The sequence below is a fragment of the Asanoa hainanensis genome, assembly GCF_900188485.1.
GTDB lineage: Bacteria > Actinomycetota > Actinomycetes > Mycobacteriales > Micromonosporaceae > Asanoa > Asanoa hainanensis.
Genome location: NZ_FZPH01000013.1, coordinates 19,499 through 34,886 on the forward strand (window position 1 = coordinate 19,499; position 15,388 = coordinate 34,886).

At 70.2% G+C, this 15,388-nt stretch carries 14 protein-coding genes; 9 read left to right on the forward strand and 5 right to left on the reverse strand.

Features of this window, described 5'->3' with window-relative positions; all coding sequences use genetic code 11:
- Positions 1–3 precede the first annotated feature (3 nt).
- Entirely contained in the window at positions 4–642 is a 639-nt protein-coding gene (locus CHC05_RS27365) for an NAD(P)-dependent oxidoreductase (protein ID WP_089253464.1), read from the reverse strand.
- A 76-nt stretch (positions 643–718) separates the two neighbouring features.
- On the opposite strand from CHC05_RS27365, the gene CHC05_RS27370 reads away from it, so the two are divergent.
- Positions 719–1,294 (forward strand): TetR/AcrR family transcriptional regulator, encoded by a 576-nt coding sequence (locus CHC05_RS27370; protein WP_089253465.1) that lies wholly within the window; start codon positions 719–721, stop codon positions 1,292–1,294.
- Between the two features lie 127 nt (positions 1,295–1,421).
- On the opposite strand, the gene CHC05_RS27375 is transcribed toward CHC05_RS27370, so the two are convergent.
- The gene (locus CHC05_RS27375) at positions 1,422–2,351 is read right to left on the reverse strand and encodes a hypothetical protein (protein ID WP_144022799.1); all 930 of its coding nucleotides are present in this window, start codon (positions 2,349–2,351) and stop codon (positions 1,422–1,424) included.
- Between the two features lie 134 nt (positions 2,352–2,485).
- Between CHC05_RS27375 and CHC05_RS27380 the strand changes: the two genes are divergently transcribed.
- The gene (locus CHC05_RS27380; RefSeq protein ID WP_089253467.1) at positions 2,486–3,373 is read left to right on the forward strand and encodes an MHYT domain-containing protein; all 888 of its coding nucleotides are present in this window, start codon (positions 2,486–2,488) and stop codon (positions 3,371–3,373) included.
- A 32-nt stretch (positions 3,374–3,405) separates the two neighbouring features.
- Here CHC05_RS27380 and CHC05_RS27385 read toward each other — a convergent pair whose 3' ends face one another.
- Complete coding sequence (locus tag CHC05_RS27385; RefSeq protein ID WP_089253468.1) at positions 3,406–6,957, reverse strand: ThuA domain-containing protein; 3,552 nt, start codon at positions 6,955–6,957, stop codon at positions 3,406–3,408.
- 337 nt (positions 6,958–7,294) lie between these two features.
- Here CHC05_RS27385 and CHC05_RS27390 point away from each other — a divergent pair, with 337 nt between their 5' ends.
- The 7 genes from CHC05_RS27390 (at position 7,295) to CHC05_RS27420 (ending at position 14,033) form a co-directional block, all read left to right on the forward strand.
- Positions 7,295–8,767: a sugar ABC transporter ATP-binding protein gene (locus CHC05_RS27390; RefSeq protein WP_281257738.1), complete on the forward strand. Its 1,473-nt coding sequence runs from the start codon at positions 7,295–7,297 to the stop codon at positions 8,765–8,767.
- On the forward strand, positions 8,764–9,750 hold the full coding sequence (locus tag CHC05_RS27395; protein ID WP_089253470.1) for an ABC transporter permease: 987 nt from the start codon (positions 8,764–8,766) through the stop codon (positions 9,748–9,750). The genes CHC05_RS27390 and CHC05_RS27395 overlap by 4 nt, the downstream gene beginning before the upstream one ends.
- A complete protein-coding gene (locus tag CHC05_RS27400) occupies positions 9,747–10,739 on the forward strand; it encodes an ABC transporter permease (protein WP_089253471.1) in 993 nt (330 codons plus the stop codon). Before CHC05_RS27395 ends, CHC05_RS27400 begins: the two co-directional genes overlap by 4 nt.
- A gap of 78 nt (positions 10,740–10,817) precedes the next feature.
- Positions 10,818–11,963, forward strand: coding sequence for a substrate-binding domain-containing protein (locus CHC05_RS27405; protein ID WP_089253472.1), 1,146 nt, complete (start codon positions 10,818–10,820; stop codon positions 11,961–11,963).
- Positions 11,964–11,968: 5 nt separating this feature from the next.
- On the forward strand, positions 11,969–12,826 hold the full coding sequence (locus CHC05_RS27410) for a sugar phosphate isomerase/epimerase family protein (protein WP_089253473.1): 858 nt from the start codon (positions 11,969–11,971) through the stop codon (positions 12,824–12,826).
- Positions 12,827–12,903: 77 nt separating this feature from the next.
- Complete coding sequence (locus CHC05_RS27415) at positions 12,904–13,137, forward strand: hypothetical protein (RefSeq protein WP_089253474.1); 234 nt, start codon at positions 12,904–12,906, stop codon at positions 13,135–13,137.
- 23 nt (positions 13,138–13,160) lie between these two features.
- Positions 13,161–14,033 (forward strand): hypothetical protein, encoded by an 873-nt coding sequence (locus CHC05_RS27420; RefSeq protein ID WP_089253475.1) that lies wholly within the window; start codon positions 13,161–13,163, stop codon positions 14,031–14,033.
- Here the strand turns inward: CHC05_RS27420 and CHC05_RS27425 are convergent.
- Positions 13,988–14,833 carry an oxygenase MpaB family protein gene (locus CHC05_RS27425; RefSeq protein WP_425426849.1) on the reverse strand — a complete coding sequence of 282 codons (846 nt, stop codon included), beginning with the start codon at positions 14,831–14,833 and terminating at the stop codon, positions 13,988–13,990. The genes CHC05_RS27420 and CHC05_RS27425 overlap by 46 nt on opposite strands.
- 10 nt (positions 14,834–14,843) lie before the next feature.
- A complete protein-coding gene (locus CHC05_RS27430) occupies positions 14,844–15,287 on the reverse strand; it encodes a Fur family transcriptional regulator (protein WP_089253476.1) in 444 nt (147 codons plus the stop codon).
- Positions 15,288–15,388 lie beyond the last annotated feature (101 nt).

Here is a 15,388-nt window from a genome sequence, read left to right on the forward strand (position 1 = left end):
GGATCAGTAGCCCAGGCCGACGACGCGGCCGACGGTCGCCGGGTCGTCGAGCGCGGCCATGATCGCATCGGCCAGGTCGGCCCTCGACAGCTTCAGCCCGCCGCGGACGTTGCGGTCGACGGCCGTCCGGTACGGCTTGCGCCCGCCGTCGGTGAGTTGCGGCGGTCGCAGGACGGTCCACCGCAACTCGCTGTCGAAGACCAGCCGCTCGGTGCGCGCGAAGTCGTCGAACTGCTTCTTCAGGAGGGTGCTGCCGATCAGCGGCTTGAACAGGTAGCGGGTGAACGGCCCGTCACCGGCGTCCCGCACGTGGCCGCTGCCGGTGACCACCAGCAGCCGCGCCGTCGGGTTGTTGGCGGTCATCGCGGCCACGACCGCCGCCGCGCCGCGCGAACAGACGGTCGCCTCGGCTTTCGGGCGCGGTCCCAACGCGTCGACGACCGCGTCCCGCCCGCTGACCGCCGCCGCGATCTCGTCGGGGTCGAACGCGTCGGCGATCACCACGTCGAGCCGCGGGTCGGCGCCGACCGGCAACCGTGCCGGGTCACGCACCACGGCGGTCACGTGATGGCCGGCGTCGAGGGCTCTGCGGACCACGTGCTGGCCCGTCCCGCCCGTAGCTCCGAGAACGGTGATCTTCACGGCTGCCTCCCCAGGTTAGTGAGCGCTTACTAACCACTAGGATGGTGAGCGCTTACTAACCTGTCAAGGGAGCACAGTGGACACCAGGGAGCTGATCCTCGACGCCGCCGCCGGAGTCATTCGCCACCGCGGCATGGCCAAGACGACCACGCGCGAGATCGCCAGGGAGGCCGGCTATTCGGAGGCCGCGCTCTACAAGCACTTCAGCAGCAAGGCGGAGTTGCTGGTCGCGGTCCTGCAGGAACGCTCACCGGCGATGGCCCAGCTCACCCGCGCCACGGACCGCGACGACGAGGACCTGACGACCGGCCTGACCGCGATTGCCAAGGCCGCGATCGCGTTCTACACCGACAGCTTCCCGATGCTCGCCTCGATCTTCTCGGAACCGTCGATCCTGGCCGCCCACACGGCGAGCCTGAACCACATCGGCGCCGGACCGCACCGGGTCAACGAGTCGGTGGTCGACTACCTGCGCCGCCACGAGACCCTCGGCCTGGTCCCCGCGAACGCGGACCTGGACGGAGCCGCCGGCCTGCTGGTCGGAGCCTGCTTCCAGCACGCCTTCCTCGGCCACATGAACTGGCCGGACCGCCGCAGCGACAGGGCAGCGGCAACCGCGTTCGCCACGCTGGTAGCCGCCTCTTTGCGCTGAGCGTTTGCTCTGCACCCACATACGCAACGCCCCGCGGCGAGGGTGGTGCGTATATGGGTGCAGAGCAAACGCACACGAAGACAACACCCGGCGGCGGGCGAAATGTGCGGATTCAGGCCACGCGAATTCAGGGCTGTTGGAAGTCGCGGGTTTCCCAGATTCGGCGCTTCAGGTAGTCCTTGACCTTGGCGATGTAGTCCTCGCTGTCGGGCGTGTGCCACCGCCCGCTGTACCAGCGCCCCACACACCCCCACTGGTCACCCGCGCGGTAGGCGCTGCCGCGTTCTTCCTTGCCCAGCCAACCCTCGTAGCCCTCGAAGCAACCCCGCCAGATCGCGTACGCCAGGTCCGCGTTCATCGCCGTCGAGCGCGCTACGCCCGGCCAGGCCGATTTCTGGTACGGGTGCCGGTCCTGCAGGATGCCGAAGCTCTCCGGGCACTGGCCGGCCCGGCCGTCGGAGCCCAGCCCATGACCGGGTGCGCAACGCGTGGCGTCGGCCGCGTAGTCGCCGTAGACCGTCTGCCGCCACCAGCTCTCGATCGCGGCCTGGGCGAACACCAGGTCCTCGTCGACGCCCCACTTGCACGCCGCCCACCGCAGGATGTCCTTCGTGGAGCCGGTGAACGCGCCGTCGACCCGGGGCGCGACCAGCGTGTCCGCTCGGTTGTCGTCGAAGATGTCGGCGCCGATGCGGTGTCCGGTGGCCGCGTTCGCCATCAGGTTCATGCGCTTGTTCTCGGCCGACGGGCGGGCCCGTACCCACGTCGCGCACTGCGCCCCGGTCGGCAGTGCCGCTCCGGGCGGCAGCGTCGCGAACCGCGCAGGGGCGGCCTCGACAGGTCGCGAAGTCGATGACGTCGACGGCGGTGGCGTCGCGGGCTGCGACCAGCCCTCGTCGGAGTCCCGCCAACCCGTGCCGGTGCGTTCGGCCAGGCCGCCCGGGTGACCCGGAGTCCGGTCAGCATGCGCGGAAAGGGTGCCGGCCAGGGCGATGACGGCCGCGCCGGTCACCACTGCGGCGATCGGCCAGCCGTACCGTCGAATGTGTCGTCCCACGGCGAGCGACCGTATTCGCGGCCACTTCCGCGGGTCAACGGGCCAAAGGGACATTTAGCTCAAGCCACCTCGATCGGGTGGGTGACGGACGAGATGTGCGACACCCCACCTTATCCAGCTGGCTCACTGCTCGCATGGCAGAAGTGCACCACTTCACGCACGGCTGGCTCAATCCCGGTTTCGCGTACGCGGTCTCCGTGATCGGTGCCCTGATCGGTCTTTACTGCACCGGGCGGGCCCGGGCCGTGCCAGCGGGCGCCCCCCGCGTGAAGTGGTTGACCATCGCGACCGTGGCCATCGGCGGTGCCGCCGTCTGGCTCGCGCACTTCACCGCCATGCTCGGCTTCGACGTCGTCGACAGCCCGGTGCGCTACAGCCCCGCGCTGACCGCCGCCAGCCTCGCCCTCTCGCTCGGCGCCGTCGGGGTGGGGCTGTTCCTGGTCGGCTACCGCGAGCCCAGCACCGCGCAGATCCTGCGCGCCGGCGGCGTGACCGGTGCCGGCCTGCTCGGCATGCACTTCACCGGCATGGCCGCGGTCGACGTGGCCGGCGAGATCACCTACGGGCCGAAGCTCGTGGCGCTGTCGGCGCTGATCGCGGTCGTCGCGGCCACCGCGGCGCTCTGGTTCAGCACCACGGTCGACGGCCGACTGCCGATCGCGGGCGCGTCGGCGCTGATGGCCGCGGGCGTCTGCGGCATGCACTACACGGCGATGGCCGCGGTGGGGGTCGAGCTCGACCGGACCGGCCTCAGCGTGGTCGAGGGTGTCCGCCCGCTCGCGTTGATCGTGGCCGTCGCGTTGGTCGCCGCCGTGACGATGACGGTCATGGCCACGGTGGCCCTGCAGGCGATGACCACCGAGGAGTTCGCCGGCGACGGTCCCGCGACGGTGACCGAGCCGGAACCGGTCGGCCTGGCCGCCGCCGGCTTCGCGGCTCCCGCGATGACGACCGACCCGATCCGCCTCGACATGCCCATCACCCCGGGCCTCCGCCGCCGCGAAGCAAGGGCACCCTACTAACGAAAAGCGTTAACAAGGTGCCCTTGCTTAACTCACTGCTGGGTCAAGCGCCACTGCTGGTTCGTCGCCGTGTGGCACGGCCACTGGATGAGCGCCGCACCATCGGCCGTCGAGTTGCCGTTGACGTCGAGGCACTTGCCGCTGTGCACCGCCCGGAACTGGTAGACCGAACCGGAAACGACCGGCGTCCACTGCTGAGTAGACGCGTTGTTGCAGGTCAACTGCACCACCGCGGCGGCATCGGCGGTCGAGCCACCAGTCACGGCCATGCACTTGCCACTGTGCGCGGCACGAAGATAGACGTTGCCCCCACCCGCGTCGACCGCCTGCCAGCGCTGGTTCGCGCCGCCCGTCGCGGTCCACTGGTGCACCACCGCGTTGTCAGCCGTGGAGGCGCCGTTGACATCCGCCAGCTTGTTGCTGTGGTTGGCGGTCAACGTGTACGTGCGACCCGCGATCCCGCCGGCCGGGGTGGTGCCGACGCCGTTGCCCCCGAAGGTGAACGAGTCGACGTCGAAGTTGTTGGCCACGCTGGTCTTGAACACCATGTAGAGCTTGTGCGTGCCGGACAGCGCGGCCACGTTGACCGCGGCCTGCTGCACATAGGTGTCCCAGCCACCCGTTGCCGCAACAGGGTTCGTGGCCAGCAGCGTGCCCGTCGGCGAGTCAGCCCGGAGCTCGATGCTCCCACCCCCCGAAGGCGACGAGATGCGGTAGCTGACCGTGTTGATCCCCGACAGGCTCATCGGGTCGAACATGATCCAGTCGTTGTTGCTGACGTCGCCGATCCGACCGCCGCTCTCCGCACCGGCCTGCGCGACGATCCGGGTGCCGGACTGCGCCGTGTAGTACTCCGCCTGCTTGTGCTTGGGCTGCAGGATCGCCTTGGCGTAACCGGTCAGCCGGGCCACGGAGCCGTTCCCGTTGTCCTGGTAGCGCGCGTTCAGCACGTAGAACAGGTTGGCGCCGTCGGGATGCCCACCGAGGTTGCCGGTCGACACCGTGCCCGAGCAGCCCGGCAGGTCCGTGGTGCCGTGCTCGTGGTCGTCGTGCCCGAGGGCCGGGTTCGTGAACACCTGCTGGCAGTTGACCGTGCCGTCCTGCGCGTCGGTCACGGACACCGAGTAGGCCACGTTCTGCCCGAAGTCGAGCATGCCGCCGTTGGGCGGCCCGGTGATCGTGACCACCGGCGCGTTGTTGCCGACGGTGATCGGCACGTTGGCGAACGAGGACCGCCCGGTGTTGTCGGTGACGGTCAACTTCGCCACATAATTCCCATTGGTCGTGTACGTCTTCGACGGGTTCGCAGCGGTCGAGTCCGTGCTGCCGTTGCTCTCGAAGTCCCATGCGTAGCTGATCGAGTCGCCGGTGTCCGGGTCGTGCGTGCCCGCGCTGGAGAACTGCACGGTCAGCGGCGCGAGCCCGTTGGTCGGCGTGCCCGTGGCCACCGCGACCGGAGCCCGGCCGCCCTTGACGTAGTCGATCCGGTAGAGACCGGAGTCGTTGTTGCCACCACCGAAGTTGGCGCCCCACTCGAGCAGGTAGAGCGACCCGTCCGGCCCGAACCGCATCGCCATCGGCTTGTTGAAGAACTCACCCGGCAGGAACGGGTTGATCTTCACCAGGCCACCGGCGGAGTCGAAATGGATCTCCTGGACGTAGTTGCGCGCCCACTCGTAGAAGAAGTGCACGCCGTTGTAATAGGCCGGGAACTTCGTGGCAGAGGTGCTGGCCGCGTTGTAGCGGTAGACCGGCCCGCCCATCGGTGCCGCGCCGCCGGAGCCCATCTCCGGGAACTGCGGCGAGGCGCCGTACCCGTACCAGATCTGCGGTTGCACCAGGGCCGGCAACACCCGCAGGCCGGTGTTGTTGGGTGAGTCGTTGACCGGCGCGTTGCAGTTGAACTTCGCGCCGACCACACCGGTGTCCGGGTTGTACGGCGCGTAGGCCTGGTTGTTGCCGTGACAGAACGGCCAGCCGAAGTTGCCCGCCTGCTTGATCACGTTGAGCTCGACCAGCCCCTCGGGGCCGCGGTTCGTGGTCGGCAGGCCGCGGTCCGGCCCGTAGTCGGCCAGGTTGATCCAGCCGGTCTGCTTGTCGACCTCGAACCGGAACGGGTTGCGGAAGCCCATCGCGTAGATCTCCGGCCGGGTCTGGGCAGTGCCGGGAGCGAACAGGTTCCCGGACGGAATCGTGTACGTCCCGTTCGTCTCGGGGTGGATCCGCAGGATCTTGCCGCGCAGGTCGTTGGTGTTGCCCGCACTGCGCGCGGCGTCCAAGTTGGACTTGCCGGGCCGCCAGTCGATCGGCGCGTAGCCCTGCCAGGCCGGGTCGAGGTTCGGCGGGGTGTCGTCACCGGTCGACAGGTACAGGTTGCCGTTGGGCCCGAAGGCCACATAACCACCGGTGTGCCCCGGCTCGGGGAACGTCCGATCGCGATACGCCGGCACCGACAGCAGCACGACCTCGCTGGCCAGGTTGACCGTGTCGCCGCTGACGGTGAACCGGGACAGCCGGTTGATGTCCGTCGAAGACGCCGACGGCGAGTAGTAGAGATAGATCCAACCGTTGGTGGCGAAGTTCGGGTCGAGCGCCATGCCGACCAGCCCGTCCTCGCCGCCGGTGTAGACGGACAGCGTGCCGGCGGTGACCGTACTCTGCTGCGCGGGCTTGAAGATCTTGATCTGGCCCGCCCGCTGCACGTAGAAGACCCGGCCGTCCGGCGCGATGTCCAGCGCCATCGGGTCGACCGTGTTGGAGTCGAGGCTGACCTTCTCGAAGTTGCCCCAGACCGTGCCGCCGCAGTCGCCGGCCAGGTTGCCCGCCGCGTAGCGGACGCCGCCGAGCACGTGGTTGCGGAAGTTCGTCTCGCTGTACGACGCGATGTCGTGCCCCATCGCGGTCGCCCACACCTTGCCGCCCTCGGTCTCGCGGCACCAGGAGATCGGGTGGTCGATGCCCATCGCGTCAGAGCCCGGGTTGTAGGTGCGTTCGTCGGCCGTGACCAGCACGTGCACGTTGCCGCGCGCGTTGACGTCGAAGTTGTACCACTCCTCCGTGCGCTGCCAGTTGTCCGGCAGGCCCGCGGTCGACGGGTGGGCCTTGTCGGCCACGCGGGCGAAGCCCTGCAGCGATCCCGGCGAGTGCGACGGCATGTGCGCGCCACCGTTGATCGTCTGGTCCCACCACGGGAACGTGGTGTCGATGCCCATGTCGGTCGCGTTGTGGATCGCCACGATCCCGTTGCCGGCCCGCAGGTAGTTCTGCACCGCCGTGCGCTGCGCGTCGTTGTCGAACACCATGCCCGAGGTCTGGAACATCACGAGCACGTCGTACGTGTCGAGGTTGGCGGTGTTGAGCACCGTGGAGTCCTCGCTGAACACCACCTCGAAGTTGTTGGCCGTGGCGAGCTGCGTGAACATCGTGACGCCGGCGGCGATCGAGTCGTGCCGGTAGCCGGCGGTCTCGCTGAACACCAACGCCCGGAAGGCCGGTGCGGCCTGGGCGGGCGCCTGGACGACGCCGAGGCCGAGCAGCGTGACCAGGATCGTGAGCAGGGTGAGGACAGGTCTGCGGCGGCGCATGCGGTCTCCTTCGTCAATGCCTGAGGCGTGCAGGAGGGCTTGCGGTGCAACGCGTCCGCCGAAAACGCGTGGAGGTCGAAGCGCCGCAGCGCATCGACGTGGATGAGTTTGACTCGTTTCACGGCGACCCGTCAACGCACCGAATCGCGCAGGTAGATCAATCAATGCCGAACTGTGATCGTGTCCAACCGGTTACGGTCTTGATCGATCTGTGTTCGGACGCTTACGATGCGACGCCAACGGCGCTTTCGGTCAGCTCAGCAAAAGCTCATGCCTGGCAAGCGAAAGTTTTGGTGATCATATGGATTCACCTGAACCACCGGACGCGCTTCTCGCGATGCACGGCGTCGGAAAATCCTTCTACGGCGTGTCCGTATTGTCTAATGTAGACATTGACGTGCATCCCGGCGAAGTTCACGCGGTGGTCGGCGAGAACGGTGCCGGCAAGTCCACGCTGATGAAGATCGCGTCCGGTGTCTACCAGCCCGACAGCGGCACCCTGCGGATCGCCGGCGAGTCCGTCGTCCTGCACAACCCGCGCGACGCGCAGGCGGCCGGCGTCGGGATCATCCACCAGGAGTTCAACCTGCTCCCGGAGCGCACCGTCGCCGAGAACGTCTTCCTGGGCCGCGAGCCCACCCGGCGCGGCCTGGTCGACCGCCGCGCGATGCGCGCGCGTACGGCCGAGTTGCTCACCGCCGTCGGCGCCGAGACGGTGCGGCCGACCGACCGGGTCGGCGCACTCGGCGTCGCCCAGCAGCAGGTCGTCGAGATCGTCAAGGCGCTCTCCCTCGACGCCCGCGTCCTGATCATGGACGAGCCGACCGCGGCGCTGGCCGACCACGAGGTCGAGCTGCTCTACGCGCTGGTCCGCCGCCTGCAGGCCCGGGGCATCGGCATCCTCTACGTCTCGCACCGGCTCGCCGAGGTGTTCGACCTGTCCAGCCGGATCACCGTCCTCAAGGACGGCCGCCGCGTGGTCACCGTCGACACCGCCGACGCGACGCCAGAGGCGCTGGTCCGGCACATGGTCGGCCGCGAGCTCGCCAGCTACTACCCGCCCAAGGCCGACGCTCCTGGCACGGCGCTGGTCACGCTGGCCGGCGCCGGCAACGGCCGTCTTCGCCCGATCGACCTCGAGCTGCGCGCCGGCGAGGTGCTCGGCGTCGGCGGCCTGCAGGGCTCCGGTCGCTCCGCGCTGGCCCGCGCGCTGTTCGGCGTCGAGGGCTTCACCGCCGGCCGGATGACCCTCGACGGCAGGCCGGTGCGCCCCCGGTCGCCGCGCCAGGCGGTCCGGGCCGGCATCGCCTACGTGACCGAGGACCGCAAGGGTGAGGGCCTGGCGCTGAGCCAGTCGGTGCTCGACAACGCCCTGCTGGCCAGCCGGGCCGCCACTCCGCGCTGGTTCGGTGGCGGCGCCCGCACCACCAGCGTGCGCGACCTGCTTGCCGCGGTCGAGGTGCACGCGGCCGGCGCCGACCAGGAGGTCCGCTACCTGTCCGGCGGCAACCAGCAGAAGGTCGTGCTGGCCCGGTGGCTGGCGATGAAGCCGCGGGTGCTGCTCTTCGACGAGCCCACCCGGGGCATCGACGTCGGCGCGAAGGCGGCCATCCACGAGCTGATCCGCGACCTGGCCGACCAGGGCGCCGCGGTCCTGATGATCTCGTCGGAGCTGCCGGAGCTGCTCGGCATGAGCGACCGGATCGTCGTCATGCGCGACGGCGCCCTGGCCGGGGAGCTACCCGGCGACGCGAGCGAGGAGGCGGTCCTGAGCCTGGCCACCGGCACGCCCCACGAGGTGCCCGCATGACAACGCTGACCGCGAGACGGCCGCGCATCGACTCCACCAACGGGGTCTGGCTCGCGCTCGGCATGACGCTCATCGTCGGCGGCATCCTGGTCGCCACCGACGGCGGCTCGCTGTTCGGCCAGAACAGCACGGTCAGCCTGCTACAGCGCGCGGCCGGGCTCGGCATCGTCGCCGTCGGGCAGACGTTCGCCATCCTGGCCGGCTCGCTCGACCTCTCCGTCGCGTACGTCATCAGCCTCACCTCGCTGATCGCGGCCGAGACGATGGCCGGCAGCGACGGCCGGGTGCTACCCGCGATCCTCGCGGTGGTCGCCGTCTCGGGCGCCATCGGCCTGGTCAACGGCCTACTGATCACCAAGCTGCGGATCAACGCGTTCATCGCCACGCTGGGCGTCGGGTTGCTGATCAAGGGCTACCTGGAGCAGGGGTACGCGGGCCCGGCCGGTTCGGTGCCGGTCTCGTTCCAGCACCTCGGCTACGACCGGGTCGGCCCGGCCCCGGTGGCGTTCCTGCTCTTCATCGGCGTCGCCGCGGTGGCCTGGCTGGTCATCAACCGCAGCCGCTTCGGCCACCACCTGATCGCCACCGGCGGCGACCTCGACGTCGCGCGGCTCTCCGGCGTCCGCACCGACTGGGTGCTGATCCGCACGCACATCATCTGTTCGCTCTGCGCCGGCATCGCCGGCCTCTACCTGGCCAGCCGGCTCGGCGCCGGCGCGCCGCGGGTCGGCGCCGAGGGCGGCTACGACCTGGAGTCGATCGCCGCCGTGGTGCTCGGCGGCACGGTGCTGGCCGGTGGCAAGGGCGGCGTCGCCGGCACGGTCGGTGGCGTGCTGCTGCTCGCGGTCATCGACGGCATCTTCAACCAGCTCGCCGTCGACCCGTTCTTCAAGCAGGTCGTCCGCGGCGTGGTGATCGTCGCGGCGGTCGCGATCTACGCCCTGCGGCTGCGCCGCAAGGTGGTCCGGAAGGCGGCGGCATGACGGTCGAGGCACCCACCGGGCCCGCCACCCTCGGCCAGTCGCGCCGCGGCCGCTGGGGCGCCGGCAGCATCCTGCCCGTGGTGGCGATCCTCGTGCTGCTTCTCATCGCGGTCGGCATCCGGCAACCCGACTTCTACGACCCGCCGGCCCTGCTCGCCTTCCTCAAGCGGTCGGCGCCGCTGATTATCCTGGCGGCGGGCCAGTACTTCGTGATCGTCGCCGGCGACTTCGACCTGTCGGTCGGCTCCCTGGTCACGGCCGAGGTCGTGATCGCGGCCCGGCTGATCGACGGCGACCCGAGCGCGACCTGGCCGGTGGTCGCCCTGGTGCTCGCGTTCGGCCTCCTGGTCGGCCTGGTCAACGGGCTGGTCACCACGCTGCTGCTGGTGCCGTCGTTCATCACCACCCTCGGCATGTACCTGATCCTGGTCGGCGCGGTCTACACCTGGACGGGCGGCTCGCCGCGCGGCGCGCTGTCGGAGGAGTTCCGGATGCTCGGCCGGCGCGGCATCGAGGGCGTGCCCTGGCTCGGCGAGATTCCGTACGCGGTGCTGATCCTGCTCGTCCTGGCCGGGCTGGCGATCCTGGCCATGCGCTCGGACTTCGGCAAGGTGCTGCTCGCCGTCGGCGACAACCCGCGCGCGGCCCGGCTGGCCGGCGGGCGGGTGGCCGGCGTCCGCACGATCGCGTTCGTGGTCAGCGGCGGTTGCGCGGCCGTGGCGGCGATCCTGCTCGGCGGCTTCGGCGGGGTGAGCTTCCAGGTCGGCGCCGGGCTGGAGTTCACCGCGATCACCGCGGTCGTACTCGGCGGCGTGGTGCTCGGCGGCGGTCGTGGCTCGGTCGTCGGCGCCATGCTCGGCGCGCTCACCCTGCAAACCCTGTTGACCCTGCTCAACCTGCTCGGCGTCGCCGGCGCGCTCGCGTCCGCGGTGCAGGGCCTGATCATCCTCGCTGCCGTGGCCATCGGCGGGCTACGGGCACGCACCTGAACCACGCACCCACCACCTGTAGGAGGAGAGTTGCGCAAGAGAACAGGTACTGCCCTTATCGCACTGAGCTGCACCGCGATGCTCGTGGCGGGCTGCTCCAGCGACGTGCCGGCCACCAACCCGAGCGCCAGCGCCTCCGCGGACGCGGGCGCCGGCACCGGCGAGACGTCGGAGTTCTTCGTCCAGGCCGACTACGACAACGAGATGGCGCTGCGCACGACCAGCGCGACCGGTCCCGCGGACAAGCCGTGGGAGCAGGCGCTCAACCCCCAGAACGCCGACACCGCCAAATACAAGAAGGCCGGCCCGTACAACCTCTGCTTCTCGAACGCCGGTGTCGGCAACCCGTGGCGCCAGGTCGGGTTCAAGAACATGCAGGCCGAGGTCAAGCTGCACCCGGAGATCAAGTCGTTCCAGGTGGCCGACGCCGAGAGCAAGGACGACAAGCAGATCTCCGACATCACCGACCTGCTGGGCAAGGGCTGTGACGCGCTGATCGTGTCGCCCAACACGACCGCGACGCTGACCCCGGCCGTCGAGCAGGCGTGCGCCAAGGTGCCGGTGATCGTCTTCGACCGCGGCGTCAACACCAAGTGCCCGGTCACGTTCATCAACCCGATCGGCGGGTACGCGTTCGGCGCGGCCGGCGCCGAGTTCCTGATCGAGAAGGTCAAGCCGGGCGGCAACGTGCTGGCGCTGCGCATCCTGCCCGGCGTCGACGTGCTCGAGGCCCGCTGGGGCGCGGCCAAGGTCGCGTTCGACAAGTCGCAGCTCAAGGTCGTCGGCGTCGAGTTCACCGACGGCGACGCGGCCAAGACGAAGACGATCGTCAACAACTACATCCAACGCTTCGGCAACATCGACGGCGTGTGGATGGACGCCGGTGCCACGTCCGTCGCCGCGGCGGAGGCGTTCGAGGACGCCGGCAAGCCGTTCCCGGCGATCGTCGGCGAGGACCAGCAGGACTTCCTGCGGATGTGGCAGGACCAGAAGCTCACCGCGGTCGCGCCGACCTACCCCACCTACCAGTGGCGTACGCCGGTGATCGCCGCCCTGAAGATCCTCAAGGGCGAGCAGGTGCCCAGCCCGTGGAAGCTGCCGCAGCCGACCATCACTGACGCCAACCTGTCGCAGTACGTCGACCCCAGCATGCCGCCGCTGCACTACGCGATGTGCGGATGCAGCGACCTACCGGGCTACCCGGGCGACTGGGGCGGTAAGTAGCCACCATGTTCACGATCGGTGCGAACCCCTGGATCTGGACGTCTCCCGTCGACGACGCGGCGCTGGCCTCGCTGGTGCCGAAGATCGCCGACTGGGGATTCGACGCTATCGAGATCCCGGTGGAGAACCTCGGCGACTGGTCACCCGAGAAGACCCGCGACCTGCTCGGGGCCTACGGTCTGACCGCCGCCGCGGTCCTCTCGGTCACCCCGCCCGGGCGTGACCTGGTCAACACCGATCCGGCAACGGTACGGGCGACCCAGGACTACCTCCGCTCCCTTGTGGACGCGGCGGTGGTCCTGGGCGCACCGAGCGTCTGCGGCCCGGCGTACGCGGCGGTCGGCCGCGTCTGGCGGATGACGCCCGCGGAACGGACGGCCTGTTACGCGTCGCTGCGGGACGCGCTGGCTCCGGTGGCCGAGCATGCCGGCGCGTGCGGGGTCAGGATCGGGCTGGAGGCACTCAACCGCTACGAGACCTCGGTGCTCAACACGGTCGAGCAGACGCTGACGGCCGTCGAGGGCCTGCCGTCGAGCGTCGGGATCATGCTCGACAGCTACCACATGAACATCGAGGAGGCCGACCCGTACGCGGCCATCCGGACCGCCGGCCCACGCCTGGTGCACGTCCAGGTCAGTGGCAGCGACCGCGGCGCACCCGGCGACGACCACATCGACTGGCCGCGCTGGCTGCGCACGCTGGCGCTGACGGGCTACCGGGGCCCGCTGTGCATCGAGTCCTTCACGGGCGAGAACGAGTCGATCGCGGTGGCGGCGTCGATCTGGCGGCCGTTCGCGCCGTCCCAGGACGACCTGGCCCGCAACGGGCTGCGCTACCTGCGCGAGGTGTGCGCGGACCTCTAGCTGGTGCGGCTGACCGCACCATCGAAGGGTGGCCAGCCGGATGTCGCGTGCGGCCCGGTGCCACGACCCTGGACCCTATGAAAAAGGTGCTGGCGGTCATCGGGATCGTGCTCGGGGTCTATTTCGTCGGGCGGGCGGCCGTGGAGCCGTTCGTGATCGACTTCAGCGACCCGTCGAGCTATCAGAACGACTGGGGCGGGCCCAGCCTGGCCGGCGTGCTGGCCGTCCACTGTGGGCCGGGCGTGCTCGCATTGCTCGTCTTCGCGGCGCTGGCCGTCCGCCGGGCACGGAAATCCGCTGTCACGGGCTGACCCGCCTGTGGGAGTGTGGCTGGATGGCCGCGGAGATCCGGGAGATCGCCTGCGACGAGTCCGGCTACGAGGGCCAACAGCTCGTCAGCTCTCCGACCACGGTGTTCGCCCACGGCAGCGTGCACCTGTCGTCGGCGGCCGCGGCGGAGTGCATGGCCGAGCTCCGCGCCCGGATCAAGTCGCCGGCCACCGAATACAAGGCCAACCACCTGCTGCGCGAGAAGCACCGCGCGGTCCTGGTCTGGTTGCTCGGTCCCGGGGGCCCGGTCCACGGCCACGCCTACGTGCAGCTGGTCGACAAGCCACGGTTCCTGGTGCGCACGCTGCTCGACCAGTTGCTCGACGCACCCGACCGGGTCGACACGCTGCCGGTGACCGACGAGCCACGCTGGCGCCGCTTCCTGATGGCGGGCAACGCGCTGCTGCGCACCCGGGAGCCGCTGGACCCGACCGCGGCGGACGTGCTCTTCCAGGCGATCGACGACCTCCGCCGCACCGGCGTCCCACCGGCCGCCGACGAGACGCTGGCCCTGCTGGACAAGGACCGGGCACGCGCTTTCCAGGAGCGACGCCGCACCGACCCACCCGCGTTCGCGCCGGTGGACCTGCTCGCGCCGGCGATCGTCAACGCGGTGGCGCACTGGGGACCGGTCCGGATCACCCACGACTTCCAGAGCACGCTCACCCCGACCCGGGTGGCCTGGCTCCGCGCCGCCGCACCCGACCTGGCCGAGCTGACCCTGGTCGACTCGAACGATGACCCGCGCGTCCAGGTCGCCGACATCGTCGCGGGCACGGTCCGGGTGATCGCCGGGCGATCGGATCCCGAGCTGACGGCGCTGACGAGCGACTACGTGGCCGAGACGGCGGCCGCGCGGGCCATCGCGCCCTGGTAGATCGGGCCCTCGGTGTAGCGGCGCGGCAGGGCGGCCAGCATCGCGCGCAGGGCGCGGGCTGACAGGCCGGCCGTGAAGCCCTCTATCGGCAGGCCGAGCCCGCCGTAGAGCCGGCGCGCCCACGGCGGCAGCAGGCCGAGCGCGGTCGAGGCCACCCCCAGGTAGGCCAGCCGCGGACCGCCGAGCTCGAGGCCGGCCCGCACAGCCGGGTTGAGCTTCCAGGGCACCGGCGGCGCCGTCAGGAAGACCAGGGCCTCGGCGGAGTCCTTCGTGACCTTGAGCTCGGGCTGCATCGACTTGTAGTAGGCCGCCACCTGCGCCGCTGATCCCGGCACGGTCGACGGGTCCAGGCCCGCCAAGGCGGCGACCCGGCGCTGCTCGTCGTAGTAGGTGTCGACCTCGGCGTTGGTCAGCGGCACCCCGGCCTGGCGGGCGGTGGTGATGAACGACTCGACCTCCGCCACGTGCACCCAGCGCAGCAGGTCCGGCTCGTCGATCCGGAACTCCTCGCCGGTGAACGGGTCGCGGGCCCGCATCTTCGCGTGGATGGCGCGCAGCCGGCGGCCGGCAGCTTCTGCCTCCGCCGTCGTCCCGTACACCGCTGTCGCGACGTAGATGGACGTGCGGACCAGCCGACCCCACGGGTCGTCCTTGTAGTGCGAGTTCTGCGCGACCCCGGCCATCGCCCGCGGGTGGAGCGCCTGGAGATAGAGGGACCGCAGGCCGCCGAGGAAGAGGATGGGCTCGGCGTGGACCCGCCACGTCACCGTGTCAGGCCCGAACAAACCCAGATCCGCCACGGCATCAACCCTAGTCGTCGGCGGCTTTTGCCCGCTGGCATGCGGGACAGAGGCCCCAGAAGGTCACTTCCGCCTCGTCGACCACGAACCCGCCGGCTCCGACCGGGTCCAGGCAGGGTGCCGTTCCGTGTACGCAGTCCACGTCGGCGATGGCCCCGCAGGCGCGGCAGACCACGTGGTGGTGGTTGTCGCCGGTGCGGGCCTCGAAGCGGGCCGGGCTGCCGGCCGGCTCGATCCGCCGGGCCAGACCGGCCCGGGACAGCGCGCCGAGCACGTCGTAGACCGCCTGCGTGGAAACCGAGTCGAGCCGGGTGCGCACCGCGGTCGCGATCTCGTCGACCTCGAGGTGACCACCGGCTCCCAGCACCTGGAGCACGGCGAGCCTCGGCCGCGTGACCCGCATGCCACGGGCGCGCAGCAAGGCCGCGCCCTGGTCCTCCACCGGCTCTGACATGCCGCAATGGAAGCACGCAAGCTGGAAACGTTCAAGATACGGGCCGTTTTGGTCAAGTGTTGAACCACTTCCCGCCCGCCCCACGTGTCCCCTTCGTAAGG

Bases quoted from the DNA above. Each gene is read 5' to 3' on its own strand.
- CHC05_RS27380 (WP_089253467.1), top strand. From the start codon at position 2,486: ATGGCAGAAGTGCACCACTTCACGCACGGCTGGCTCAATCCCGGTTTC.
- CHC05_RS27385 (WP_089253468.1), bottom strand. From the start codon at position 6,957: ATGCGCCGCCGCAGACCTGTCCTCACCCTGCTCACGATCCTGGTCACG.
- CHC05_RS27390 (WP_281257738.1), top strand. From the start codon at position 7,295: ATGCACGGCGTCGGAAAATCCTTCTACGGCGTGTCCGTATTGTCTAAT.
- CHC05_RS27395 (WP_089253470.1), top strand. From the start codon at position 8,764: ATGACAACGCTGACCGCGAGACGGCCGCGCATCGACTCCACCAACGGG.
- CHC05_RS27400 (WP_089253471.1), top strand. From the start codon at position 9,747: ATGACGGTCGAGGCACCCACCGGGCCCGCCACCCTCGGCCAGTCGCGC.
- CHC05_RS27405 (WP_089253472.1), top strand. From the start codon at position 10,818: ATGCTCGTGGCGGGCTGCTCCAGCGACGTGCCGGCCACCAACCCGAGC.
- CHC05_RS27410 (WP_089253473.1), top strand. From the start codon at position 11,969: ATGTTCACGATCGGTGCGAACCCCTGGATCTGGACGTCTCCCGTCGAC.
- CHC05_RS27415 (WP_089253474.1), top strand. From the start codon at position 12,904: ATGAAAAAGGTGCTGGCGGTCATCGGGATCGTGCTCGGGGTCTATTTC.
- CHC05_RS27420 (WP_089253475.1), top strand. From the start codon at position 13,161: ATGGCCGCGGAGATCCGGGAGATCGCCTGCGACGAGTCCGGCTACGAG.
- CHC05_RS27430 (WP_089253476.1), bottom strand. From the start codon at position 15,287: ATGTCAGAGCCGGTGGAGGACCAGGGCGCGGCCTTGCTGCGCGCCCGT.